Origin of the sequence: Nocardioides sp., assembly GCF_030149505.1 — a bacterium.
In the GTDB taxonomy this organism is placed as follows: domain Bacteria; phylum Actinomycetota; class Actinomycetes; order Propionibacteriales; family Nocardioidaceae; genus Nocardioides.
In genome coordinates this window covers 1-24,572 of sequence record NZ_JASBRN010000080.1, presented here as the reverse complement: position 1 = coordinate 24,572, position 24,572 = coordinate 1, and the positions used below count along the sequence as shown (strand labels likewise).

19 protein-coding genes are annotated in these 24,572 nt (G+C 73.3%); 6 read left to right on the top strand and 13 right to left on the bottom strand.

The window, feature by feature from the left end; genetic code table 11:
• Nucleotides 1-308: 308 nt before the first annotated feature.
• From Q1V71_RS18480 to Q1V71_RS18450, 7 genes are all read right to left on the bottom strand, one after another.
• Nucleotides 309-3,890, bottom strand: coding sequence for a (Fe-S)-binding protein (locus Q1V71_RS18480; protein ID WP_300645742.1), 3,582 nt, complete (start codon nucleotides 3,888-3,890; stop codon nucleotides 309-311).
• 133 nt (nucleotides 3,891-4,023) lie between these two features.
• Entirely contained in the window at nucleotides 4,024-6,510 is a 2,487-nt protein-coding gene (locus Q1V71_RS18475) for a hypothetical protein (RefSeq protein WP_300645741.1), read from the bottom strand.
• 103 nt (nucleotides 6,511-6,613) lie between these two features.
• Nucleotides 6,614-7,543: a DMT family transporter gene (locus Q1V71_RS18470; RefSeq protein ID WP_300645739.1), complete on the bottom strand. Its 930-nt coding sequence runs from the start codon at nucleotides 7,541-7,543 to the stop codon at nucleotides 6,614-6,616.
• Nucleotides 7,544-7,704: 161 nt separating this feature from the next.
• Complete coding sequence (locus Q1V71_RS18465; protein WP_300645737.1) at nucleotides 7,705-8,490, bottom strand: IclR family transcriptional regulator; 786 nt, start codon at nucleotides 8,488-8,490, stop codon at nucleotides 7,705-7,707.
• A 44-nt stretch (nucleotides 8,491-8,534) separates the two neighbouring features.
• Complete coding sequence (locus tag Q1V71_RS18460) at nucleotides 8,535-8,876, bottom strand: hypothetical protein (protein WP_300645735.1); 342 nt, start codon at nucleotides 8,874-8,876, stop codon at nucleotides 8,535-8,537.
• A gap of 109 nt (nucleotides 8,877-8,985) precedes the next feature.
• Nucleotides 8,986-10,194 (bottom strand): MFS transporter, encoded by a 1,209-nt coding sequence (locus tag Q1V71_RS18455; RefSeq protein WP_300645733.1) that lies wholly within the window; start codon nucleotides 10,192-10,194, stop codon nucleotides 8,986-8,988.
• Between the two features lie 258 nt (nucleotides 10,195-10,452).
• Nucleotides 10,453-11,751: a choice-of-anchor P family protein gene (locus Q1V71_RS18450; RefSeq protein WP_300645731.1), complete on the bottom strand. Its 1,299-nt coding sequence runs from the start codon at nucleotides 11,749-11,751 to the stop codon at nucleotides 10,453-10,455.
• A 251-nt stretch (nucleotides 11,752-12,002) separates the two neighbouring features.
• Here Q1V71_RS18450 and hutH point away from each other — a divergent pair, with 251 nt between their 5' ends.
• Entirely contained in the window at nucleotides 12,003-13,616 is a 1,614-nt protein-coding gene (gene hutH, locus Q1V71_RS18445; RefSeq protein ID WP_300645729.1) for a histidine ammonia-lyase, read from the top strand.
• Nucleotides 13,613-15,286: a urocanate hydratase gene (gene hutU / locus Q1V71_RS18440; protein ID WP_300645728.1), complete on the top strand. Its 1,674-nt coding sequence runs from the start codon at nucleotides 13,613-13,615 to the stop codon at nucleotides 15,284-15,286. Before hutH ends, hutU begins: the two co-directional genes overlap by 4 nt.
• 118 nt (nucleotides 15,287-15,404) lie before the next feature.
• On the opposite strand, the gene dtd is transcribed toward hutU, so the two are convergent.
• Both dtd and Q1V71_RS18430 read right to left on the bottom strand, forming a co-directional pair.
• Nucleotides 15,405-15,836, bottom strand: coding sequence for a D-aminoacyl-tRNA deacylase (gene dtd, locus Q1V71_RS18435; protein WP_300645727.1), 432 nt, complete (start codon nucleotides 15,834-15,836; stop codon nucleotides 15,405-15,407).
• A gap of 74 nt (nucleotides 15,837-15,910) precedes the next feature.
• Complete coding sequence (locus tag Q1V71_RS18430; RefSeq protein WP_300645726.1) at nucleotides 15,911-16,054, bottom strand: hypothetical protein; 144 nt, start codon at nucleotides 16,052-16,054, stop codon at nucleotides 15,911-15,913.
• Between the two features lie 99 nt (nucleotides 16,055-16,153).
• Here Q1V71_RS18430 and Q1V71_RS18425 point away from each other — a divergent pair, with 99 nt between their 5' ends.
• The gene (locus Q1V71_RS18425) at nucleotides 16,154-16,555 is read left to right on the top strand and encodes an MmcQ/YjbR family DNA-binding protein (protein WP_300645725.1); all 402 of its coding nucleotides are present in this window, start codon (nucleotides 16,154-16,156) and stop codon (nucleotides 16,553-16,555) included.
• Here Q1V71_RS18425 and Q1V71_RS18420 read toward each other — a convergent pair.
• Together Q1V71_RS18420 and Q1V71_RS18415 are read right to left on the bottom strand one after the other, a co-directional pair.
• Complete coding sequence (locus Q1V71_RS18420; protein ID WP_300645724.1) at nucleotides 16,498-17,817, bottom strand: cytochrome P450; 1,320 nt, start codon at nucleotides 17,815-17,817, stop codon at nucleotides 16,498-16,500. The two genes, Q1V71_RS18425 and Q1V71_RS18420, sit on opposite strands and share 58 nt — an antisense overlap.
• Nucleotides 17,818-17,824: 7 nt before the next feature.
• The gene (locus Q1V71_RS18415) at nucleotides 17,825-18,631 is read right to left on the bottom strand and encodes an SDR family oxidoreductase (RefSeq protein WP_300645722.1); all 807 of its coding nucleotides are present in this window, start codon (nucleotides 18,629-18,631) and stop codon (nucleotides 17,825-17,827) included.
• Between the two features lie 70 nt (nucleotides 18,632-18,701).
• Between Q1V71_RS18415 and Q1V71_RS18410 the strand changes: the two genes are divergently transcribed.
• Complete coding sequence (locus Q1V71_RS18410; RefSeq protein WP_300645721.1) at nucleotides 18,702-20,180, top strand: methyltransferase; 1,479 nt, start codon at nucleotides 18,702-18,704, stop codon at nucleotides 20,178-20,180.
• On the opposite strand, the gene Q1V71_RS18405 is transcribed toward Q1V71_RS18410, so the two are convergent.
• Both Q1V71_RS18405 and Q1V71_RS18400 read right to left on the bottom strand, forming a co-directional pair.
• Entirely contained in the window at nucleotides 20,181-20,567 is a 387-nt protein-coding gene (locus tag Q1V71_RS18405; protein ID WP_300645720.1) for a type II toxin-antitoxin system VapC family toxin, read from the bottom strand.
• Nucleotides 20,564-20,809, bottom strand: coding sequence for a type II toxin-antitoxin system VapB family antitoxin (locus tag Q1V71_RS18400; protein ID WP_300645719.1), 246 nt, complete (start codon nucleotides 20,807-20,809; stop codon nucleotides 20,564-20,566). Before Q1V71_RS18400 ends, Q1V71_RS18405 begins: the two co-directional genes overlap by 4 nt.
• Nucleotides 20,810-21,054: 245 nt before the next feature.
• On the opposite strand from Q1V71_RS18400, the gene topA reads away from it, so the two are divergent.
• Together topA and Q1V71_RS18390 are read left to right on the top strand one after the other, a co-directional pair.
• On the top strand, nucleotides 21,055-23,754 hold the full coding sequence (topA, locus tag Q1V71_RS18395) for a type I DNA topoisomerase (protein WP_300645718.1): 2,700 nt from the start codon (nucleotides 21,055-21,057) through the stop codon (nucleotides 23,752-23,754).
• A gap of 9 nt (nucleotides 23,755-23,763) precedes the next feature.
• The coding region (locus Q1V71_RS18390; RefSeq protein WP_300645717.1) for an MFS transporter at nucleotides 23,764-24,572 on the top strand (809 nt) is incomplete at its 3' end.

Sequence of the window (24,572 nt, the reverse complement as noted above, 5' to 3'; positions counted from 1 at the left end):
GCGGGAGCAGGAACTCCTGATCCCGCACGACTGGGCGATACGAACGAGCCATGCCCAAGTATTTCGCCCCAGCCGCAAAAACGGGCCGATCTCGCCCGGCGATTTGCAACAGCCACCAGGTTGAACCGGAACGCCACACAGCGGGGAGGGACGACTTCCTGACCGGGCTGGTGGGCCGTGCTGGGGCGTGGCGCCGGGCCGCGATGTGTCACCGCGAGCATCGGGCCCTACGAGCGTCGAGCCCATAACGACGGAGCCCCGGACCTGGCGGTCCGGGGCTCCGTGGCGTGCTGCTGTGCCGGTGGGACTCAGATGTCGAAGAGGGACCCCACCGACTCGATCTCGATGTCCGTGCGGGGCTGGTGGGCCTCGCCGCTGGAGACCGGCTTCGCCTGCTCCGGGGCCTGCTCCGGGGCCTTCTCCTCGGCAGCCGGCTCCGCGGTGGGCTCCGCCGGGGCGGGCTCCTCCTCGGTCGCCTGCTCCTCGGCGGCTGCCTCGGGCTCGGCCTCGGCCGGTGCCGCCGCCGTGTCGGCCGGCTCGTCGACCTCGGCCGGCTCGGACGCGGAGTCCGTGCCGTCCTCGGCGAGGTTCTCGGCCGAGACGTCGACCGGGGCTGCGGCGGTCGCCGCGGCGGGGGTCGAGCTGGACGGAGCGGTCGCCTTCGGGGGCGCCGGGACGTTCTCCGGCGCCGCGATGTCGAAGAGCGAGCCGCCGGCGTTGAGGTCCACCGCGGGGGCGGCGGGCGTCGGCTCGGCCGGAGCAGCCTCGGTCTTCGCCTCGGGCTCGGGCGCCTTCTTCTCCGCCGGGGCGGGGGTCTCGGCCTCGGGCTCGGGTGCCTTCTCCTCGGCAGGAGCCGGGGTCTGGGCCTCGGTGGGCTCGGCCTTCGCCGTCGGGGTGGGCTCCTCGGCGACGATGTCGAAGAGGGAGCCGCCGCTGGAGAGGTCGACGTCCTGGGCGGGGGCCGGGTCGGCCGCGGGGGCCTCAGCCTTCGCCGCCGGCTCGGACGGCTTCGGGGCCTCGGCCTTCGGGGCCTCCTCCGCCGGGGCCTCCTGAGCCGGGGACTCCTTGGCAGCCGCCGGCTCCTCGGCCTGCAGGTCGAAGAGCGACCCGCCCGAGCCGAGGTCCGCGGACGGCTCGGCAGCGGCCTGCTTCGCAGCCGGCTCCGCCTTCGCCTCGGCCGGCTCGGCCTTGGCCGGCTCAGCCTTCGCCTCGGCGGCCTTGTCGCCCGCGTCCGAGTCGCCGCCCAGGTCGAAGAGCGAGCCGCCGGAGGAGGCGGCCTCCTTCGGGGTGGCCTTGGCGGCCTCGGCCTCCTCGGCCGGGGACTTCTCGGGCGACGCCGTGGCGGACGTGGCGGTGGTGCCCGATTCGTCGTCGAACATCGACGAGGCGTCGTCGAAGAGCGAGGAGCCGCCGGAGGCCTTGGCGGCCGGACCGGCGTCCTGGGTCTCGGTGACGGTGTCCTCGGTGATGGTCACGTCGCCGGCCTCGGGCTCTGCCTTCGTGGCCACGTCGGTCGCGGTGCCGCCGGAGCCCGACCCCTCGGAGTCGTCCGCGGAGCCCGCGGCCTTCTTGGCGGCCGGGGCCGTCGTACCGGCTGCGGCGCCGGCGCCGGGGAGCAGCTTGGTGGCCTGCTCGCCCTTGACCGAGGCCAGCAGCATCTGCGCGACGTCGAGGATCTCGACCTCCTCGCGCGCCTCGCCCTTGGACTGCTTCATTGTCAGGCCGTCGGAGAGCATCACGCGGCAGAAGGGGCAGCCCACGGCGATCTGGTCGGCACCGGTGCCGACCGCCTCGTTCGTGCGGTTCATGTTGATCCGCTCGCCGTAGTTCTCCTCCATCCACATGCGCGCGCCGCCGGCGCCGCAGCAGAAGGACTTCTCGCTGTGGCGCTCCATCTCGACGTACTCCGCGCCGGGCAGGACCTGGAGCAGCTCGCGCGGGGGCGAGTAGACGCCGTTGTGGCGACCGATGTAGCACGGGTCGTGGTAGGTGATCGAGCGCTTGTGGGCGCCGGGGCCGGCCGAGACCGGGGTCAGCTTGCCCTCGCGCACCAGCCGGTTGAGCAGCTGGGTGTGGTGCACGACCTCGAGCTCGACGCCGAACTCCTTGTACTCGTTCTTGAGCGTGTTGAAGCAGTGCGCGCAGGTCGAGACGACCTTCTTGACGCGGTACTCCTTGAAGTTCTCGACGTTCTGCTGAGCCAGGCCCTGGAACACGAACTCGTTGCCGGCGCGGCGGGCGGGGTCGCCGGTGCAGGTCTCGCCGTTGCCCAGTACGCCGAAGGAGACGCCGGCCATGTCGAGCAGCTCGGCCACGGCGCGAGTGGTCTTCTTGGCGCGGTCCTCGTAGGCGCCGGCGCAGCCGACCCAGAACAGCCAGTCCACGGAGTCCAGGTTGTCGATGTCCTCACCGACGACCTTGACCTCGAACGGCAGGTCCTTGGCCCAGTCCATCCGGGCCGAGGACGACATGTTCCAGGGGTTGCCCTTGTTCTCCAGGCCCTTGAAGAGTCCGTTGAGCTCGGCCGGGAAGTTCGACTCCACCAGGACCTGGTGGCGACGCATGTCCATGATGTGGTCGACGTGCTCGATGTCGACCGGGCACTGCTGGACGCACGCGCCGCAGGACGTGCAGTTCCACAGCACGTCGGGGTCGATGACCGCGGCGCCGTTGCTGGGGTTGTAGAACCACTCGCCGTCCTCGAGGCCGTCCATCCGGCCGCCGGTCTCGCCGACCAGCGGCTTCTCGACCTCGGTCGCCAGGGCGGTGTCGCCGGCGAGCATCGCCTCGCGCTGCGCCTCGTCGGCTCGCAGGTAGGGGGCCTTGGCGTAGGCGTGGTCGCGCATCGCGGTGATGAGCAGCTTGGGCGACAGCGGCTTGTCGGTGTTCCACGCGGGGCACTGCGACTGGCAGCGACCGCACTCGGTGCAGGTGGAGAAGTCGAGGATGCCCTTCCACGAGAAGTGCTCGAGGGTGCCGACGCCGAGCGTTGAGTCCTCGTCGAGGTCGTCGATGTCGTCGAGCGTGACCGGCTTGCCGTTGTTCATCAGCGGCTTCATGCCGCCCAGCGCGGTAGTGGCGCCGTCGGTGTCGCGACCGACCGACTCGCGCTTGAAGAAGATGTTGAACCAGGCGGTGAAGCGGTGCCAGGCGATGCCCATCGTGAGGTTCGAGGAGATGACCATCAGCCAGATCATCGCCAGGACGACCTTGATCATCGCGATGACGACGATGGTGTTCTCCAGCGCCGACTCGTTGCCCTCGATGCCGGCGGGGAACAGGAAGTCGCCGACGTACCCGGAGATCGGGAAGTGGAAGCGTGTGAAGTCCTCGGGGTGGTCGCTGTCGATCTGGCCGAGGTTGTACTCCGCGCCGCGGATGAACAGGATCGCGGCGCTCTCGACGAGCACGAACGCCTCGACGAAGTAGGCCTGCCACTGCGTGGAGCCGTAGAAGCGGCTCTTGCGGCCCTTGTCGCGCGGGTGGTTCATCTGGCGCACGATGATCAGCGCGATGATGCCGATCGTGCCCAGGAGGCCCAGGCCCTCGCTGACCCACTCGAAGAGGAAGAAGTGACCGAGGATCGGCAGCGCGAAGTCGGGCTTGAAGAGCTGGACGTAGCCGGTGGCCACCGCCGAGGAGAGGACGATGAACGCCAGGTAGACGAACCAGTGCATGGCGCCGACGAAGCCCCACTGGAGCATCCGCGTGTGGAGGAGCGACTCCTTCAGCAGCGTGACGGTGCGCTTGCCCGGGTTGTCGGTGCGCGACGCCGGCTGCCCGACCCGGACCGTCCCGAGGATCGCCTGCACCGCTCGCGTCGTCATGGCGACGGCGACGGCGGTGAAGGCCAGGGACACCACGATGGCGATGATCTGGATTGCTGGCATTGCTGGGATCTCTCCTCGTCTTCCCACGCCCGCTGGGGGGCTGGCGCTCGCTGGAGCCTAGGGGCGCGGGGGTGCAGCCGTCAGGCCCGTCCGGGGGTGAGGATGATCCTACCGGTAGGTAACTTGCGCTGGTTCAGGAGACGCGGACCATCCGGCCCTTCCCGTCGAACACCGCGGTCATCTCGACCTTGGAGCCGCCGGCGCCCTTGGCGCAGAAGCCGAACTCCCGGCCCAGGCGCGTGTAGGGCTGGCCGACGGCCTTCATCACCTGGGTGGTGCTCATGCCCGCCCGGAGCGTGCGCTGCACGGTCGCGACCGGCAGCCGGTTGCCCGGGTTGCGGCAGGAGTCGGGAGCGATGCCGTAGGCGCGCTCCCACATCTGCAGGTAGGCCTCGGCGCCACGCGCCATGTCGTCGAGGATCTTCTTGCCGTCACCGCGCTCGGAGGCCTCGGCGATCAGCGTGAGGTCCTGGATCCAGTCGGGGTAGAGGCCGTACTGCGCCACGCCGTCGACGTTGAGGTCGTAGACCCGCTCGCCGGCCACCTGCTGGTCGATGCGTACGCCGTTGAAGCCCCGGAACGGGTAGGTGACCGGGTTCGGGACGTCGGCGCCGCGGGGGCCGCCCTGGGCGCCGAGGCCGTTGATGTCGGCGCCGAAGCCGAAGCCCCAGTAGTAGCGCGGGTCGGCCCAGCCCTGGTGGGTGCGCCACTTGTCGACGAAACCGGTGCTGTTGCCGGCGTACGCCGTGATGAAGCCGCCGGCCTCGTAGACGCGCGGGTAGGCGTCGGGGGTCGACCACGAGTGGCTCGAGAGCAGTCCGTGGTAGCCCATGTCCTCGATCTGGTCGAGGGCGGCGTTGCGGGCCTTCACGCTCATGTGGTCGGGGTCGAAGATCATCTTGCGCTCGGCGAGCTCGTTGATCGTGTACTCACCGAGGGTGGTCAGGCCGCGGCTGTTGCAGTGCAGCGGCGTCGGGTAGAGCGGCAGCGCGGGGAGGCTCAGCACGCCCGAGACCATCGCGACGGCGCCGAAGAGCGCGTCCTGCTGGCCGGCCGAGATGTCGGGGGCGCCGAGCTGGGTCTTGTCGGCGCTCTCGCCGTCCTCGGGCTCGCAGTGCTGCATGTCCCAGAACGTGCCGGTCTCGAGGAAGTTGGCGGTGTTGACCAGGACGCCGGTCACGCCCGCGTCGCCGGTGATGCCGGACAGCGCGTTGTCGAACTTGTTGACCAGCTCCATCTGCCGCACGCCGAGGTCGTGGACCTCGTCCATCTGCTCGGAGATCGCCTCCTCGTCGCAGGCCGGCACGTCGCCGACGCCCGGGACGTTCTTGAACGTGCAGCCGAACGGCACCGAGGTCTCGATCCCGAGGACCACCGCCATCTTGCCGGCGTTGATGACCCGGCGCGCCTCGTAGGGGCTCGTCACGATCCGGTAGAAGCCCTTGCCCGGCCCGCCGAACTGGGCGTCGACGTAGTCCTGGAAGGCGTAGGTCTGCGCGGCCTGCAGGCGGATGGAGTCCATGTCGTCGCAGGAGTTCCGCTTGAGGGGGTAGAGCTGGCACAGCTGGTTGTTCTCGACCAGGAGGTTGACGAACAGCCGCTGACCGCCGCGCCAGGCGCGCTCCATCCAGCGGTAGTAGGTGCCCTCGTGGGTCAGCGAGTTGGGCGCGGGCCAGTCCACGAAGGTCGGCCACCCGACGGGGTCGTGGCCCGGCTCGCCCGACAGCGCGGTCTCGAGGACCGCGCCGTAGCCGCCGGTCAGCGTGTGGTCCTCGCAGTCGACCAGGGCGTACGGCGCACCGAACCGGTCCCAGGGCTTGCCGCAGTGCACCTCGCCGCCGAGGAACTCGAAGGCCATGTGGTGGGTGTGCGCGTCGACGAACCCACGGACCTCCTGGAACGGGGTGACGCCGGCGTGCGGGCTGCCCGAGACGTTGACCTCGGCCTCGGGGTACGCCGTGCAGCCGCTCGCCTTGCGCGGGGCGAAGGTCGTCGCGCCGTCGATGGCGAGCTCGCCGCCGGCGTTGGCGAAGGCGAACCGGCCGCCGTCCTCGGCGGCCGTCCACACCGCGGCGTCCGACGGCTCGGCTGCGGTGCCGCCCGGCACGAGCAGCCGGGAGTCGGGGTCCTGGATGAGGTAGCTGCCGAGGTCGGTGGGCTTGAAGTAGAGCGGGGTGCCGCCGGGCACGAGGGTGTAGCAGCCGTTGGCCAGGGCGAAGGCGGTTCGCGGGGCCCTGGTGCGCCGCGGGTAGGGCCGGACGGTGCGCAGCTCGGGGTCGGGCAGGGCGCGCTCGCGGTCGACGTAGCTGGCCGCGGCCCGGCGCTCCTCGGCGCTCGTCGGGTCGGTGGTGTCCTCGGAGGCCGAGCCCGCGCGCGAGAGCGCGTCCATGTCGACGCCCTCCCCGCCGTGGTCGCCGTGGATGTCGCCGGAGATCTCGACCTGGTTGCCCTGCTTGTCCGTCAGCACGAGGCCGCCGCCGCTCTCCGCGCGGTGCACCTCCTGCAGCCCGAGCCGGGGGCCGGCGGGCTCGGTGTCGGCCAGGACCGGGGCGGCCAGGGCGGCGGCGACGACGCCCGCGGCGGTCGCGCCGGCGAGCAGGAGACGGGTGCGGCTGGGCATGGGGGGACCTCCGGTGAGCACGTCCGCAGAATGTGACACACGTTCAGGTTCGGTGTCCACGGATTCCTGGAACGCGTTCCACCTGCTCCACCAGCGCAGACCGCTACGGCGGGGGCGGCCCGGCCGCGGGCTCCTCGCGGCCGAGCCCGGCGACGGCGAGCAGCACCAGGGCCGTGCCGGCCAGCCCGAGCAGCCCGATCCGCTCGTCGAGCACGATCGCGGCGACGGCGGCGGCCGTGACCGGCTCGAGGAGGGTCGCGATGGTGGCGGCCGATCCTGACGCGGTGCGCAGCCCGGCGTACAGCAGGCCGTAGGCGAGCGCCATCGTGACCACGCCGAGGTAGACCAGGAGGGCGATCGCCTGCGGGTTGGTGGTGGTGCGGGGGCCGTCGACAAGGAGGGCGGCCGGCACCAGCAGCAGCGCGCCGACGCTCGTGGTGGCGGTGGTGAGGGCGAGCGGCCCCGTCGAGCGGGCGAGCACCTCGCCCTGCGCGGTCGCGAAGGCGTACGCCGCTCCCGACCCGCACGCGGCCAGCACGCCCAGCAGCGGCTCGGGGCCCGTGCCCCCGCCGCCATGGCCGGCCCCGACCGTGACGAGGACCAGCCCCGCGAGGGCGGCGACGAGGACGACCGTCCGGCCGCGGCCGGGGAGACTGCGCCCGCGCACCGCTTCGGCGGCGGTCAGCAGCACCGGCGCCAGGCCGAGGCTGACGACCGTGGCGACCGAGACGCCCACGAGCGTGACGGCCCCGAAGTACAGCGCCTGGTAGGCCGCGGTCGAGGCGCCGACGACGACGGTGCGCCGCGGGTGGGAGCGCAGCAGGTCGCGCAGCACCGGGCCGCCGCGCAGCGCCAGCAGCAGCGCCGCGAGGACGACGCCGGCGAGCACCATCCGCCACGCGCTGATGGTGACGACGTGCATCGGCACCCGCTCGCGCACGAGCTGGACGGCGAGGCCGCCGGTGCCCCACAGGACGCCGGCGAGGGAGATCTGGAGCAGCCCGAGGCGGGCTGCGGTGGAAGGACTGGTCACGGGTGCTCCTGCGGTGCGGTCGAGACGGGCGGGCGTCAGGAGCGCGCGGCACGACCGCCGGCCGGGAAGGCCGACAGGGCGCGGAGGGCTCCGGTCAGGCGACCGGAGGGGGCAGGACCAGGAGGTTCACACGGCCATCGTGGCAGAGGGGCGGCGGAGGGTCAGGTGGTTTCCCGCGGGGCGGGCCGCCCGGCGAGCCGGGCGGTGAGCAGCTGCGCGGTGCGGCGTACGTCGCCGGCCAGCCGGGCGGGGTCCAGCGACCCGGCCTCGTGGTCGGCCACGGCGTAGGTGACCGCGATGCCGGCCGCGGGGTGGCCGGTGTGATCGAGGACGGCCGCCGCGACGCTGGCCAGGCCCTCGGTGACCTCGCCGTCCTCGGTGGCGTGGCCGCGCTGGCGGGTCTCGGTGAGCAGCGTGCGCAGTGCCGAGGGGGTGCGCGGGCCGCGGCCGGTGCGGTCGACGAAGGCCCCGGCGTCGGGGTAGAGCGCGCGGACCTGGGCGGGCGGGAGGGCGGCGAGCAGCGCGCGGCCGCTGGCGGTGAGGTGGGCGGGGAGCCGGACGCCGACGTCGGTGACCAGCGGCGGTCGGCCCGGGGCGCGCTCCTCGACGACGTACAGCACGTCGCGGCCGTGCAGGACCGCGAGGTGCGCGCTGTGCCCGACCCGGTCGACGAGCTGGGCGAGGGCGCGGCGGCTGAGCCGCTGCAGCGGCTCCTGGCGGGTGTAGCCGCTGCCGACCTCGAACGCCGCGACGCCGAGGCCGTAGCGCCGCTCCTCGGGCAGGTGCGCGACGAAGCCCTCGGTGACCATGACGCCCAGCAGGTGGTAGGCGGTCGACCGGGGCAGGTCGCACTCGCGCGCGATCCGCTCCAGCGGCACGGGGCCGGGCTGGGAGGCCAGGAACCGCAGCACCCGCAGGGTGCGGGTGGCCGCGGGCACCTGGCTCATGCGCCCAGGTTCTCATCCGGGGACGCCCGGGCCGGCTGGTCGGCTCAGGCGCGGTGGGCCCGCCCGGGGTCGATCCGGTCGGCCTCGCGCAGCCGGTCCTCCTGGCGCGCCTCCTCCAGCGCCAGGTCGCGCTCGGCCTCGGCGACCCGGTGCTCGGCCTGGTCGGCCTCGGCGCGCAGCACGTCGGCCTCGTCGCGCAGGTTCTCCACGCGCGAGCGCTCGGCGGCGATCGGCTCGTCGTGCCGGACCGCCTGCTGGCGCAGCCGCTGCGCCTCCTGGCGGCGGTGCTCCCGGCGGCGGGTCGCGGCCTTGGACGCCAGCAGCGCGACCAGTGCCAGGACCAGCACGGCGACGACGACGATGACGACGATGGTGGTGGTGCTCATCGGATGTCCCTCCCTGGTTCCGTTCCCCTGGGACTGCCCCGGGCGCGCCCGGGACACGCCACCCGCGCGGGTGACACGCACCCGGGACCACCGCGCGCGGCGCGGGCGGTCAGCGCAGGGCGGACTCGCGGCGGGTCGGGACCAGGGGCGCGGCGAGGAGCGGCAGCAGGGCCGACACGGCGAAGGCGGCGGCGTACCCCACCTCCTCGACGAGGAGCCCGGCGACGGGTGGGACGGCGGAGGCGACGAGGTACTGCGCGGTGTTCTGCGCCCCGAGGGCGCGGCCGGACCAGAACGGGCCCGCGCGTTCGGCGACGGCGGTGAAGGCCAGCCCGTTGTCGGCGACGGTGACGACGGTGGCCAGCACGACGAGGGGTACGGCGACGGCCCAGTCCAGCCCGGCGGCGGCGCCGAGCGCGGCCATGCTCAGGCCGGCCGCGACCGCGACCCAGCGCAGCGGCTGCAGCCGGCTGCCGACCCGGTCGCTCAGCGCGCCGGCGGCGATCCGGCCCAGCGCGCCGGCGACCTGCGCGAGGCCGACGAGCGAGCCGGCCGCGGCCGCCGACCAGCCGCGGTCCTCCACCAGCCACACGAGCGCGAAGGTCCACACGAGGAACTGCGGCACGACCAGGAGGACCGAGACCGCGTGGATCCGGGCGAGGTAGGAGTCCTGGCGGTAGGGGTTCGGGGCGTCGCCCTCGACCCGGGCCGGGCGCGGCGGGTCGACGACGACGAGCACCACCACGACCGCGCCCACGAGTGCCGCCAGCGCGGGGACGAGCAGCGCCTGGGCGATGCCCTGCTGCTCGGCGGTGACGGCGATGGAGACGGCCGCGACGCCCACGCCGACCGGCTGCGCCATCTGGCGGATGCCCATCGCCAGTCCGCGGCGGTGCGGTGGGAACCAGCCGACCACGACCCGGCCGCTGGCGGCGGCGGTGCTCGAGGCGGCCGCGCCGGCCAGGACGAGCACGAGGCCGAGGGTGACCGGGTCCTGCGAGCGGGCGGCGAGGAGGGCCAGGCCGCCGGCGGCCGCGGTCGTGAGCAGCCCCGTGACCAGGACCAGCCGCTCGCCGCGACGGTCGGTCACCAGGCCCCACGCGACGAGGGCCAGGACCACGCCGAGCGTGGGGGCGGCCGCCACCAGGCCGGCCTCGGCCAGGCTCAGCCCGAGCTGGTCGCGCAGGCTCGGGATGAGGAACGCCGGCCCGTGGATCGTGACCGCCGCCGCGGCCTGCGCCAGCGTGGAGGCACCCAGCATCGCCCAGCGCCGGGTGGCGCTCGGGTCGAGCGGTGCGCGCGTAGCGGTCGTGGTCACCCGCCCCATGGAACCCGGTCGCTCCTGCCGGGCACGCCCGCGTCTCGCCGTACGCGCTGTGACATTTCCCGCCCCGGCGGTCAGGAATGCCCCGCCGAGCAGTCAGAGATGAACCGCCGAGCAGTCAGAAATGAACCGCCGAGACGTCAGGAACGAACCGCCGAGCAGTCCCTGAGGCGCAAGTGACTGCTCGACGGTTCAGAAGTGACTGTTCGGCGGTTCGAAAGTGACTGCTCGGCGGTGCGGAGCGGGCGAGGGTCAGGACTCCCGGATCGAGAGCTTGGAGGTGGCGAGGTCGATGACCGCGCCGGTGCCGTCGAGCAGGGTGACCCGGACGCCGATCATCCGGATGCCGTCCTTGATCTTCTTGCGCAGGCCGGTCTGGATCTTGGCCACGCCGGGGATCTCGAGCTCGCCCAGCTGGTCGAGGCTCTGCGGCTGGCCGCCGACGGTGATGGCGCCGAAGCTGGCCCGCGCGCTGCGCTTGAGCTTGCCGCTGGCCATCCGCGTGACCTTGACGCGCGAGCTGATCGCCTCGACCACCAGCTGGTCGGCGAGGTTGAGCTCGGCGACGAAGGAGCTCTCCATGCCGTTGGCCTTGCGGGCCGTCTGGTTGCCGCGCTGCCGCGCGCTCGCGCCGTCGACGAGGATCTGGTCGCCCAGGTCGACGTCGGCGGCGTCGGAGGCGTCGAGCTCGCCGCCGGTCCCGAGGCAGGGCATGACCTGGGTGATGACCCGGCCGACCTCGACCAGCTCGCCGAGCACGTTGGCCTTCACGGGCACACCGCTGCCGCTGAAGATGCCGGTCTTGAAGCCGCGCTCGAGCTTGGACACGCTGCGCGCGACCTTCACGACGGTGTCGGTGGGGATGACCTTGACGACCAGCCCGACGGCGTACGCCCGCGCGTTCTCGCGGGACTCCTTCTCGATCGTGCGGCCCAGCGTGATGACGGCCAGGCCGGGGATCTCCAGGGGCTGGCCGAGCGAGGGGATCGGCAGGGTCTGCGGCTCGCCGGCGGGCGGGGTGAAGGTGATGCCGGCGATCTTCGTCTCGGCGACGGCGTCGAAGGCGCGGCCGTCGTTGGAGGCGCTGGTGGTGGACTCGACGCCGTCGATGGTCAGGCTGCCCAGCGGGGTCTCGGCCAGGACGATCTCGGCGACCTTGTGCACCGAGGTGGAGGCGGTCACGCCGCCCTTGCGCGAGGTGCTGAGGCGGGAGTAGACGCCGCGCACGGTGCCCAGCCCGGGCACCTCGGTCTCCTCGACGAAGTTGCGGCGGGCCTTGCCGGCGTCGCTGGTGCAGGCGATCGAGCTCAGCGCGGTGCGGTCCGAGCCGACCGGGACCTGCCCGCCGCTGGCGGAGGTGCCGTAGCCGTTGGCCTTGAACGCGAACTCGGTGCGGGTCGGCTTCGCGCGCTCGGCGTCGGGGGCGGATGCGGTGGCGGTGGGCGCGGTGGCCACAGCCCCGGTGAGACCGAGCGCCAGGGCGGCGAGGCCACCGGTGACGGCGCGCAGGGTGCGGCTGCGGCCTGGGTGCGGACGGGTGGTGGATGACATGTGACTCCTCGTCGGGTCGCTCCCTCCCAGGAAGACCCGTGCTCCGGTGCTGCGGAACGGGCGCGCTCCTGCGCTCGTGGGGTCCGGCGGTCGGCCTCGCCCTGGTCCCACCGTGCCCATCCGTCACGCTACGCAGGCATCCCGGCCGGGTGAGGACAGGACTGGTCCAGACCAGTGCCCGTCTTGGATCCGAGACACGTGCCGCGCGGGGACGCTGGTGGCCGGGACCGCGCAGGCGTGTCATGGGAGCCATGAGCCTCTCCGAGTCGTACGCCGCCGGGCGGGTCGTCCCCGTCCCTGAACCGGCCCCCGTCGAGGTCGGCGTCGGACCCGTCGCGCCGCACGAGCTCGTGGCCGTCGCCCGCCACGGGGCCGGGGTACGGCTGGGGGAGGACGCGCTGGCGGCGATCGACCGCGCCCGCGCGGTGGTCGAGCGGCTCGCGGAGGCCGACACCCCGGCGTACGGCGTCTCGACGGGGTTCGGGGCGCTGGCCACCCGGCACATCCCGACCGAGATGCGCGCCCGGCTGCAGCGCTCGCTGGTGCGCTCGCACGCCGCGGGCTCCGGCCCGGAGGTGGAGCGGGAGGTGGTGCGCGCGCTGATGCTGCTGCGGCTCTCGACCCTGGCCACGGGGCGCACGGGCGTGCGCCGCGAGACCGCGCAGCTGCTGGCCGACTTGCTCGACCACGGCATCACCCCGGTCGTGCGCGAGCACGGGTCGCTCGGGTGCTCCGGCGACCTCGCGCCGCTCTCGCACTGCGCCCTGGCGCTGATCGGCGAGGGCGAGGTGCGCGACGCCTCGGGCGCACTGCTGCCGGCCGCCGAGGCGCTGGCCGCCGCCGGGCTGGCACCGGTCGAGCTGGCCGCCAAGGAGGGCCTCGCGCTCATCAACGGCACCGACGGGATGCTCGGGATGCTGCTGCTCGCGCTGCACGACCTCGAGGTCCTGCTGCGCACCGCCGACGTCGCGGCGGCCATGTCGGTCGAGGGGCTGCTCGGCACCGACCGGGTCTTCGCGCCCGAGCTCCAGGCGATCCGGCCGCACCCCGGCCAGGCGGCGTCCGCAGCCAACCTCCTGCGGCTGCTGGCCGGGTCCGGCGTGGTCGCCTCGCACCGGACCCCCGACTGCAACCGCGTGCAGGACGCCTACTCCCTGCGCTGCGCGCCCCAGGTGCACGGCGCCGCCCGGGACACCCTCGACCACGCGGCGAGGGTCGCGTCGTGGGAGCTGGCCTCGGCCGTCGACAACCCGGTCGTGGTCACGGACCCGGACGGGTCGGGGCGGGTGGAGTCGAACGGCAACTTCCACGGCGCCCCGGTCGCCTACGTCCTGGACTTCCTCGCGATCCCGGTCGCCGACGTGGCCTCGATGAGCGAGCGGCGTACCGACCGGTTCCTCGACAAGGCCCGCAACCAGGGACTGCCGCCGTTCCTCGCCGACGACCCGGGAGTGGACAGCGGGCTGATGATCGCGCAGTACACCCAGGCCGCCGTCGTCTCCGAGCTGAAGCGACTCGCGGCCCCGGCCAGCGTCGACTCCATCCCCTCCTCGGCCATGCAGGAGGACCACGTCTCAATGGGGTGGGGTGCGGCCCGCAAGCTGCGCCGCTCCGTCGACGGCCTCGCGCGCGTCGTCGCCATCGAGGTCATGACGGCCGCGCGCGCGCTCGACCTGCGGGCTGCGGCCCTCGACGTGCAGCCCGCGCCCGCCACGGCCGCCGTCGTCGCCCTCCTGCGTTCCTCCGGCGTCGAGGGCCCCGGGCCCGACCGCCACCTGTCCCCCGAGATCGAGGCGTGCGTCGACCTCGTCTCCTCCGGCGCGGTGCTCGCCGCCGCCCAGTCCCAGATCGGAGACCTCGCATGACCGACACGAACCCCCGCCTGCCCATCCACGCCGCCACCGGCGCCGGTCTCACCGCCCGGTCCTGGCAGACGGAGGCGCCACTGCGGATGCTGATGAACAACCTCGACCCCGAGGTGGCCGAGGACCCCGACCACCTGGTCGTGTACGGCGGCACCGGCCGCGCGGCGCGGTCGTGGGCGGCGTACGACGCGATCGTCGACACCCTCACCGACCTCGCCGACGACGAGACGCTGCTCGTGCAGTCGGGCAAGCCGGTCGCCGTCATGCGCACCCACGCATGGGCGCCGCGGGTGCTGATCGCCAACTCCAACCTGGTGGGTGACTGGGCCAACTGGGAGGAGTTCCGCAGGCTGGAGGACCTGGGGCTGACGATGTACGGCCAGATGACCGCAGGGTCGTGGATCTACATCGGCACCCAGGGGATCCTCCAGGGCACCTACGAGACCTTCGCCGCGGTGGCCGACCTCCGGTTCGGCGGCACCCTGGCCGGCACGATCACGGTCACCGCCGGCCTCGGCGGCATGGGCGGCGCGCAGCCGCTCGCGGTGACCATGAACGACGGTGTCGCGATCTGCATCGAGTGCGATGACGCGCGCATCCAGCGCCGGATCGACCACCGCTACCTCGACGTGCGGGCCTCGTCGCTGGAGGAGGCGGTCTCGATGGCGATCGAGGCGCGTGACGAGCGGCGCGCTCTGTCCATCGGCGTGCTGGGCAACGCCGCCGAGCTGCTGCCGCGGCTGCTGGAGACGGACGCGCCGATCGACGTCGTCACCGACCAGACCTCCGCGCACGACCCGCTGGCCTACCTGCCGGTCGGGACCCGCTTCGAGGACTGGGAGCGCGAGCGCACCGAGGACCCCGTGGGCTTCACCAAGCGGGCCCGGGAGTCGATGGCCACCCACGTGCGGGCGATGGTCGACTTCCAGGACCGCGGCGCCGAGGTCTTCGACTACGGCAACTCCATCCGCGACGAGGCCCGCAAGGGCGGCTACGACCGGGCCTTCGACTTCCCCGGCTTCGTGCCGGCCTACATCCGTCCGCAGTTCTGCGAGGGCCGCGGCCCCTTCCGCTGGGCCGCGCTCTCCGGGGACCCCGCCGACATCGCCGCGACCGACAAGGCGGTCCTCGAGCTCTTCCCCGACGACGAGCGGCTGCGCCGCTGGATCACGATGGCCGGCGAGCGGGTCCACTTCCAGGGGCTCCCCGCGCGGATCTGCTGGCTGGGGTACGGCGAGCGGGCCCGCGCGGGCGCGAAGTTCAACGCGATGGTCGCCTCCGGCGAGCTCAAGGCCCCGGTCGTCATCGGGCGCGACCACCTCGACTGCGGGTCGGTCGCCTCGCCGTACCGCGAGACCGAGGCGATGCTCGACGGCTCCGACGCCATCGCGGACTGGGCGCTGCTCAACGCGCTGGTCAACACCGCCTCGGGCGCCACGTGGGTCTCCATCCACCACGGCGGCGGGGTCGGCATCGGCCGCTCGATCCACGCCGGCCAGGTCGTCGTCGCCGACGGCACCGCGCTGGCGGCGGAGAAGATCGAGCGGGTGCTCACCAACGACCCCGGCATGGGCGTCGTGCGGCACGTGGACGCGGGCTACGACCGGGCCGACGAGGTCGCCCGGGAGCGGGGCGTGCGGGTGCCGATGCCCTTCCGCTCGCTGGCCTGAGCCTCGCGGGACGTCATACGTCGTGCGGAAGGGGACCTCCCGTCCGTATGACGTCCCGAGGGGGCGGGACGTCATGCGTTCGGTGGCAGGGGACGTCCCGCCCGTATGACGTCCGGCGTCAGCGGGGGGAGTCGAGGACCATCGTGATCGGTCCGTCGTTGACCGAGGCGACGGCCATGTCCGCGCCGAAGACGCCGCGCTCCACGTGGGCGCCGAGGCGTTCGAGCTCGGCCGCGACGGCGTCGTACAGCGGCTCGGAGATCGGGCCGGGGGCGGCGGCCTGCCAGGTGGGGCGACGGCCCTTGCGGGCGTCGCCGTAGAGCGTGAACTGGCTGACGAGGAGGACCGGCGCCCCGACGTCGGAGGCGGAGCGCTCGTCGCGGAGCAGCCGCAGCTCCCAGATCTTGCGGGCGGTCCAGGTGACGTCGGCGGGGCCGTCGTCGTGGGTGACCCCGAGGTAGACGAGGAGTCCGGGACCCTCGGTGCTGCCGACGACCGTGCCGTCGACGGTGACGCTGGCGGACAGGGTGCGCTGGACGACCGCTCGCATGCGGCTCATCCTGCCCCGCCGCCGGCCGCCTCCGGGGCCCGCCCCCATCCGGGCCCCGCGAGGACGGCGGTGGGTCAGTAGACCCTGCGGGTGCTGCCGCCCATGGGGACGAGGTTCAGCACCAGGCCGACGACGAGCAGGATCGCGCCGATGGTGGTCAGGATCGGGATCGTGGCCACGAGGCCGATGATCAGCAGGACCAGTCCGAGGACGATCATGGGGTTTCCTCCCTTGCAGAGCCCGCCCGGGATGGGCGAGCGTTAGTGGAACGGATGCCCGCCGGGGGACCCGCACAACCCGACCGAAGGGGTGAGTCCGTGACCCATCCGCAGATGTTCGACGAGAGCGATCCCGTCCTGGGCCGGGTGCGCGAGGTGGCGCTGCCCGGTGCGGCGGTGAAGGTCTCCCACGGCCGTCCCGCCTTCTTCACCACCAAGGTGTTCGCCTACTACGGCGGCTCGCAGCGGGTCGAGGGGGAGTGGGTCGCGCACGACCACGCCGTCCTGGTGCTGCCCGACGAGGCCGACCGACCCGGGTTGCTCGAGGACCCGCGGGTGTGGGTGCCGGCCTACCTCGGGCCGTCCGGCTGGCTCGGGGTGGACCTGGGCCCCGACCCTGCGGCGGTGGACTGGGCCGAGGTCGCCGAGCTGCTCGACGCCTCCTACCGGCTGACCGCCCCGGCCCGACTCGTCGCCACGCTCGACGCCCGCGCCCGGTAGCGCACCTCGCACGGTCCGTCCGCGCGGGCGACCCCGCCGATCTGCGCGGGGACCGGGCGCGGTCGCGCGGACCACGCCTGCTCCACGTCGTACGACGTCAGCAGGCGGGTGGCCGCGGCGCTCATCGCCGCCAGCGAGAACGGCTGGGCGGGGCAGGTGTGCCGGCCGTGCCCGAACGCCGTCACCAGCCGCGGGCTGCCGAGCCCGGCGGTGTCGGTGAACCGGTGCCGGTCCCACCGCTCGGGGTCCCACGTGTCGTGCCCCAGCGCGGGGTCGAGGTTGGTGAGCGGCAGCAGGGTCGCGATCGTCACCCCCCTCCCCACCTCGTACGACGCCGCGCCGGTGTCGAGGGTGAGCGGCTGCAGCACGTGGCGGGACATGATCGACCGCTGCGCGAGCCGGGTCGACTCCAGGGCGCACCGGGCGGCGTACTCCCGCTCCCCGGCCCGGACCCGGCCCAGCGCCTCGGGGTGCGCGAGCAGGTCGACGAGCACCCACCCGAGCGCGGCGTTGAGGTTGGACATGGAGGCGACGTGCACGAGCACGACGTCGAGGGCGGCACCCAGGCGGGCGACGGCAGGCGGTGCGTCGGCCCACGCGGCGGCGATCCGCCCCAGGAGACCGTGCCCCGCGGGGTCCGCCGCGGCCGCGTCGACGGCCGGGCCGAGCCGGTCCAGCACGCGTTCGAGGGCGGCCCGCTCCTCGGCGTACCCGTTCTCGGCGACGGCGCGCATCGTGTCGGGGTGGACGAAGGAGGCGGCGCCGTCGAGCAGGTCGAGGTCGGTGGCGAGGGCGTCGAAGGTGTCACCGACCGCGGAGCCGGGGCCGCCCCAGGAGGCCAGTCCCATCCGGTGCCCGAGCCGGCGGGTGAGGGCGAAGAGGTCGACCGTGCCGGCCTCGCCCAGGGCCGCGACCTCGGCGTCGAGGGCCAGGTCGAGGGCGGCGAGGTAGGTCGCGACGTCGTCCTTGCGGAAGAGCGTGCCCGGCAGGGTGCGCCGGCCGTCGAAGACCTCGTCGGGCAGCTTGCGCCGCAGCATGAGGTAGTCGGCGACGCCCTTGCTGGCGACGTCCTCGGGCAGGGCGTAGAAGGAGTCCACGCCGGTGGGGGAGAAGCAGAAGAGGTAGGTGTCGCCGCCGGAGACGGCGGCGAAGGTGTCGCCGTGCTCGGCGCGGGCGGCGGCCACGGCGGCGACCGCGTCGATGACCGGGGCGTCCCAGGGCAGCGCCAGGTCTGCGACGGGGGGCGTGGGGCGGATCCTCACCGCCGGCTCACCTCAGCCCCGGGTGGTTGTTGGCGAGCACCGGGAGCAGCAGTGTCCGCGGGGTGACTTGGGAGACGGCCGCCGCGACGCGGTTGGCCCGGCCCGGGATGACCACGAGCCGCCCCTTGGCCAGGCCGGCGACGGCGTCGCGGGCGACCTGCTCGGCGGAGACCCACATGACCGCGGGCAGCGCTGCTTCGGCGTCCTCCTTGCTGAAGCCCGCGCGCTCGCCGAAGCCGGTGTGCACCGGGCCGGGGCAGAGCGTCGTCGCGGTCACGCCGGTGCCGCGCAGCTCGCCGGCCAGGGACTGGGTGTAGGACAGCACGAACGCCTTGCTGGCGCCGTACCCCGCCTGGCCCGGCAGTGGCTGGAACGCCGCGGTCGACGCGACGTTGAGGACGGCGCCACGCCCTCGCTCGACCATGCCGGGTAGCAGCCGCGCGCAGAGGTCGACCACGGCCACGACGTCGACCTCGACCATGTGCATCTCGGCCTCGGGGTCGGCGGCGTGCACCGGCCCGAGGGTGGAGAAGCCGGCGTTGTTGACCAGCACCTCGACGGTGCGCCCGGAGCCCAGCAGCGTGGCGGCCAGCGCCTCCCGGTCGGCGCGGTCACCCAGGTCGCAGGGCACCACCGACGCACCCGCGTGGCCCTCCAGCTCGGTCGCCAGCGCCTCGAGCTTGTCGACCGAGCGGGCGACCAGGGTGACGTGGTGGCCGCGGCGGGCCAGCTCGCGTGCGATCTCGGCGCCGATGCCCGAGGAGGCGCCGGTGACGACCGCGGTGCGGTCGCCCGCGGGGGAGGGGAGGGGCATGCGCGGGATGCTCCCAGGTTTCACCCGCCGTGGCAGCGACCCACGAGACCCCGCCCCTAGGCTCGGGCGGGTGAGCCTGCCCCACGACCTGAGAGCCGCCCTCGTCGCCGCCGACTTCACCTACGACGCGGTCGCCGAGCTGCTCGGCCCCCTCGCGCACGACGCGCTGGCCCGCAACGAGACGGTGCCGGGGCTGCGCCGCACCCGCGACGGCAGCCCGCTGTCCACGCTGGTGCGGCTCTTCCTGCTCCAGGTGCCGGTGCCCGCCTCCGCCGCCGAGGCCGCGTTGCCGGGCCTGGTCGACCGGCTCGCCGCCGAGGGCCTGCTCGAGCAGAGCGTCGGGGAGGTCGCGGCCCGCCTCGACGTGCGCCCGTACGCCGCCGACGACCAGCACCTGTGGGTCGTCTCCGACCTGACGCCGGGCCTGGACGGCGCCCCGCAGCGGGTCGGCCCCGACCACGTGCTCGGCATCAGCCCCGCCTCGACCTCGCTCGCGCAGCTGACGATCCGCGAGCCCGTCGGCCGCGCGCTCGACCTCGGCACCGGCTGCGGCGTGCAGGCGCTGCACCTCGCCCAGCACGCGCAGACCGTCGTCGCCACCGACGTCAACGCCCGCGCGCTGCGGCTGACGCGCTTCAACGCCGCGCTCAACGACGTCGAGGGGCGCATCGACGTGCGGGACGGCTCGTTCTTCGAGCCGGTGCGCGGGGAGCGCTTCGACCTGATCGCGACCAACCCGCCGTTCGTGATCTCCCCGGCCACGGGCGAGCGGCTGGTCTACCGCGACTCCGGGCTGCCCGGCGACCGGGTGGTGGAGGACATCGTGCGGGCCGCGCCGGGCCACCTGAACCCCGGCGGCTGGTGCCAGGTGCTGGCCAACTGGGTCATCGCCGGCGGCACCCCGTGGGACGAGCGGCTCGCGGGCTGGCTCTCCGACGACGTGGACGCGCTCGTGGTGCAGCGCGAGGTGCTCGACCCGGCGGCGTACGTCGAGCTGTGGCTCAAGGACGCCGGCCACCACCCCTCGACGGGCACCGTAGGGATGGAGGAGTACCACCAGCGCTACGACACCTGGCTGGCCTGGTTCGACGAGCAGGCGATCGAGGCGGTCGGGTTCGGCTGGATCCACCTGCACCGGCGTACCGGCTCCGAGGCGGGCGCTCCCGCCCGCGAGCTGCTGTCGTGGCCGTACGACGTGGAGCAGCCGATCGCCCCGGCCGTCGCCGCGTGGGGCCGGGCGGTCCACGTCGAGGCCGGCCCGGCCGCGCGGCTGCTGCTGCGCCCCGACGTGCGCCAGGAGACCGTCGGCCCCGTCGGTGCCGAGGACCCCGAGACGATCGTGCTGCGCCAGCAGACCGGCCTGCGCCGGGCCCGCACCGCCGACACCGTGGTCGCCGGGCTGGCCGGTGCGTGCGACGGCGAGCTGACCGTCGGGCAGATCCTCGACGCGCTCGCGCAGATCCTCGACCTGGACCCGGCTGCGACCCGCGAGGACTACCTGCCGGTGGTCGCGGAGCTGGTGCGCGAGGGGTTCCTCGTCGAGGGCTGATCAAGCAGGCAGTGCCGGCACAACGTCGGTGTGCGCGAAGTCGTCGCCCTTGAAGAGCAGGGGCTCACCCGTCACGCGCGCCAGGGCGTAGGAGTAGCTGTCGCCCAGGTTGAGGCGGGCCCGCGACCCGGAACCCTTGCCGTAGCGGGCGTACCCCGACCGCGCCGCCGATGCCTGCTCGAGGTCGAAGGGCTCGACCACGGCCGCGAGACCGTGCAGCAGGTCGTCGAGGTCGCCGTGGCGTGTCTGGCCGAGCACGACTGCCGCCTCGACCAGCGTCGCCGCCGACACCCGCATCGGTCCGTGGTCCTGCATGAGGCGGAGGAGGTCGGCCGCCTCGGGCTCGTTGCGGAGGACGGCCACGAGCACCGAGGTGTCGACGATCACCGAGGCAGCCCCCGCTCGTCGTAGAGGTCGTCGTCGGTGAGGTAGGGCTCGGGCCTGGCGGCGGACCGACGGGCGATCGCCAGGAGCTGCTCGAGGTCGGCCCGTGGTGCGCGGGCTGGCTCGCGCTCCACCGCCTCGGCAAGCGCGGCCCGCACGGCTGCGGTCATGGACGTGCCTCGACGCTGCGCCAGCTCGCGCGCGAGGCGGTAGACCTCGGGGTCCTTGAGGTTCAACGTGGGCACCTTCCCAGCGTACGGCGCGTTCTACCGTGCAGGGTAGAAGTCGATGACGACAACGGTGACCGGCTCTCCACAGGGCCCGGCCCGGCCCGGTCACGATCTGGGGCCACCGCCCGACCCCGACGTACGACGCGGGCCCCGTCGCCCCCACGCGCTACCGTGATCGGCGCCGACCCCCTGCGCGGGCCGGCCCCGGCAGGTTGGCCGGGCCCCGCGCAGCGCCCCCGATCGAAGGAACACCCAGCCCCGTGGCACACAAGCTCGTCATCGTCGAGTCCCCGGCGAAGGCCCGCACCATCGGCGGGTACCTCGGCCAGGGGTACGTCGTCGAGTCCTCGATCGGTCACATCCGCGACCTGCCCAACTCCGCCGCCGACACCCCGGCCAAGATCAAGGACAAGCCGTGGGGCCGGCTCGCGGTCGACGTCGACAACGGCTTCGAGCCCTACTACGTGGTGCCGCGCGACAAGAAGAGCCACATCTCCAAGCTCAAGAGCCTGCTCAAGGACGCCGACGAGCTCTTCCTCGCCACCGATGAGGACCGCGAGGGCGAGGCGATCGCCTGGCACCTGCTCGACGAGCTGAAGCCCAAGGGCATCCCGGTCAAGCGGATGGTCTTCCACGAGATCACCAAGGCCGCGATCCTCGAGGCCGCCGAGAACCCCCGCGAGCTCGCGATGGACCTCGTCGAGGCCCAGGAGACCCGCCGCATCCTCGACCGGCTCTACGGCTACGAGGTCAGCCCGGTGCTGTGGAAGAAGGTCATGTCCGGCCTGTCCGCCGGCCGGGTCCAGTCCGTGGCGACCCGTCTGGTCGTCGACCGGGAGCGACAGCGGCTGGCGTTCCGGGTGGCGTCCTACTGGGACCTCGAGGCCACCTTCGACGCCGGCAGCAAGCACGAGGACCGGATGTTCCCGGCCAAGCTGCACTCCGTCGACGGGTCCCGGGTCGCGCGCGGCTCCGACTTCGGTCCGCAGGGGCAGCTCAAGGACGCCGCGTCGGCGAAGGTCGTGCACCTCGACCGCGTCCGGGCGGAGGCGCTGGCCGCCGGGCTGCACGACACCTCGTTCGAGGTCCGGTCGGTCGAGTCCAAGCCGTACCGCAGGTCCCCGTACGCCCCGTTCCGCACCACCACCCTCCAGCAGGAGGCCTCCCGCAAGCTCGGGTACGGCGCCTCGCGGACCATGTCGATCGCGCAGCGGCTCTACGAGAACGGATTCATCACCTACATGCGCACCGACTCCACCACCCTGTCGGGGTCGGCGGTCTCGGCGGCGCGTGAGCAGGTCCGTGAGCTCTACGGCCCGGACTACCTGCCGGACGCGCCCCGCACGTACACCTCCAAGGTGAAGAACGCCCAGGAGGCCCACGAGGCGATCCGGCCGGCCGGGGAGAGCTTCCGGACGCCGGCGCAGACCGGCCTCAGCGGCGACGAGTTCCGGCTCTACGAGCTGATCTGGATGCGCACGGTCGCCTCCCAGATGAAGGACGCCGTCGGGCAGACCGTCTCGGTCCGCCTCGGTGGCGCGGCCTCCTCCGGCGAGGACTGCGTGTTCGCGGCGTCGGGGCGGGTGATCACGTTCCACGGCTTCCTCAAGGCGTACGTCGAGGGCTCGGACGACGAGAACGCCGAGGCCGACGACCGCGAGACCCGGCTCCCGGCCGTGCAGGAGGGCGACGCGGTCAACGCGGCGGCCCTCGAGGCTTCCGGCCACGAGACGAAGCCGCCGGCGCGCTACACGGAGGCGACGCTCGTCCGCGAGCTCGAGGAGCGCGAGATCGGGCGCCCTTCGACGTACGCCTCGATCATCGGCACCATCCTCAACCGCGGCTACGTCTACAAGAAGGGCACCGCGCTGGTGCCGGCCTGGCTCGCGTTCTCGGTGATCCGCCTGATGGAGGAGCACTTCGCGCGGCTGGTCTCCTACGAGTTCACCGCGGGCATGGAGGACAACCTCGACGAGATCGCGGCCGGCCGGCGCGACCGGGTCGAGGAGCTGCGCGAGTTCTACTACGGCAGCGGCGACGTCGACGGCCTGAAGCGGCTGGTCAACGAGCTCGGCGAGATCGACGCCCGCGAGCTGGCCACCTTCCCGATCGCGGACGGCATCGCCCTGCGGGTCGGTCGCTACGGTCCCTACATCGAGACCGCCGACGGGACCCGCGCCAACGTGCCCGACGATCTCCCGCCGGACGAGCTGACCGAGACCAAGGCCAAGGAGCTGCTCGCCAACCCCGCGGGGGCGGAGAACCACCTCGGGGAGCACCCCGAGACCGGCCTGGCGGTGGTCGCCAAGAACGGCCGGTTCGGCCCCTTCGTCACCGAGCAGCTGCCCGAGGACGCCCCCAAGAGCCAGAAGCCCCGCACCTCCAGCCTGTTCAAGTCGATGAGCCTCGACACGATCACGCTCGACGACGCGGTCAAGCTGCTGACGCTGCCCCGCGTGGTCGGCAAGGACCCGGAGTCCGACGAGGAGATCACGGCCCAGAACGGCCGGTACGGTCCCTACCTCAAGAAGGGCAGTGACTCCCGCTCCATCGACTCGGAGGAAAAGCTGCTCACGATCACCGTCGAGGAGGCGCAGGCGATCTTCGCCCAGCCGAAGGCGCGCGGTCGCGGGGCCTCGTCGCCGGGACGCGAGATCGGCGACGACCCGGCCACCGGACAGAAGATCACGGTCAAGGCCGGCCGGTTCGGGCCCTACGTCACCGACGGCGAGTACAACGCCACCCTGCGTCAGGGCGACGAGGAGGCGACCATCGGGCTGGAGCGGGCCGCCGAGCTGCTCGCCGAGCGCCGCGCCAAGGGCCCCGCGAAGAAGACCGCGAAGAAGGGCGCCAAGAAGACCGCGAAGAAGTCGGCGAAGAAGCCGGCCGCCAAGAAGACGGCGAAGAAGTCGACGGCGAAGAAGTCGACCAAAGAGTCGGCGACCAAGAAGTCCTCGTAGGGTGGTCGTGTGAGCGACCAGCCGCGGACGCCGTCGGCCGACTCGGTCGACGATCTTCGGCACGCCCAGCCGAACTCGTTGCTGGCCGTGCTGCGGATCCGGGACTTCAGGCACCTCTGGATCGGGCTCGGCCTGTCCAGCCTGGGGGACTGGATCGGCCTGCTGGCGCTGACCGCGATGGCCAACCAGATCGCGGGCGAGGCCTCCGGCGGCTCCTACGCGGTGCAGAACTTCGCCATCGCCGGCGTCCTGTTCCTCCGGGTGCTGCCCGCGCTGGTCATGGGACCGATCGCGGGATGGATCGCGGACCGCGTCGACCGCCGGTTCACGCTGGTGTGGGGCGACTACCTGCGCGGTGCGCTGTTCCTCACCATCCCCATCGTCGGCACGCTCTGGTGGGTCTTCGTGGTGACGGTCCTCATCGAGATGATCAGCCTCGTGTGGCTGCCGGCGAAGGACGCCTCGATCCCCAACCTCGTCCCGCGCCACCGGCTCGAGGCGGCCAACCAGATCAGCCTCGCGACCACGTACGGCTCCGCGCTCCCGGCGGCCGCCCTGTTCACCGGGCTGACCCTGCTCGACAACGTCTACCGGCAGGTGTTCGCGCAGATCCCGATCGGGCCGATCGACGTCGCGCTGTACTTCAACGGGATCTCCTTCGTGGTCTCCGGCCTCGTGATCGCGACGCTGCACGAGATCCCCCGCGGCCCCGCGGCCCAGGGCGGTGACAGCAACGCCTTCCGGGTGATCCTCGACGGCTGGAAGTACGTCGGCGGGACACCGATCGTGCGGGGGCTCGTGATCGGCATCGTCGGCGC

Coding starts and splice junctions, on each gene's coding strand:
- Q1V71_RS18460 (WP_300645735.1), bottom strand. CDS start 8,876: ATGAGCACCACCACCATCGTCGTCATCGTCGTCGTCGCCGTGCTGGTC.
- dtd (WP_300645727.1), bottom strand. CDS start 15,836: ATGCGAGCGGTCGTCCAGCGCACCCTGTCCGCCAGCGTCACCGTCGAC.
- Q1V71_RS18450 (WP_300645731.1), bottom strand. CDS start 11,751: ATGTCATCCACCACCCGTCCGCACCCAGGCCGCAGCCGCACCCTGCGC.
- Q1V71_RS18475 (WP_300645741.1), bottom strand. CDS start 6,510: ATGCCCAGCCGCACCCGTCTCCTGCTCGCCGGCGCGACCGCCGCGGGC.
- hutU (WP_300645728.1), top strand. CDS start 13,613: ATGACCGACACGAACCCCCGCCTGCCCATCCACGCCGCCACCGGCGCC.
- hutH (WP_300645729.1), top strand. CDS start 12,003: ATGAGCCTCTCCGAGTCGTACGCCGCCGGGCGGGTCGTCCCCGTCCCT.
- Q1V71_RS18465 (WP_300645737.1), bottom strand. CDS start 8,490: ATGAGCCAGGTGCCCGCGGCCACCCGCACCCTGCGGGTGCTGCGGTTC.
- Q1V71_RS18430 (WP_300645726.1), bottom strand. CDS start 16,054: ATGATCGTCCTCGGACTGGTCCTGCTGATCATCGGCCTCGTGGCCACG.
- Q1V71_RS18480 (WP_300645742.1), bottom strand. CDS start 3,890: ATGCCAGCAATCCAGATCATCGCCATCGTGGTGTCCCTGGCCTTCACC.
- Q1V71_RS18415 (WP_300645722.1), bottom strand. CDS start 18,631: ATGCCCCTCCCCTCCCCCGCGGGCGACCGCACCGCGGTCGTCACCGGC.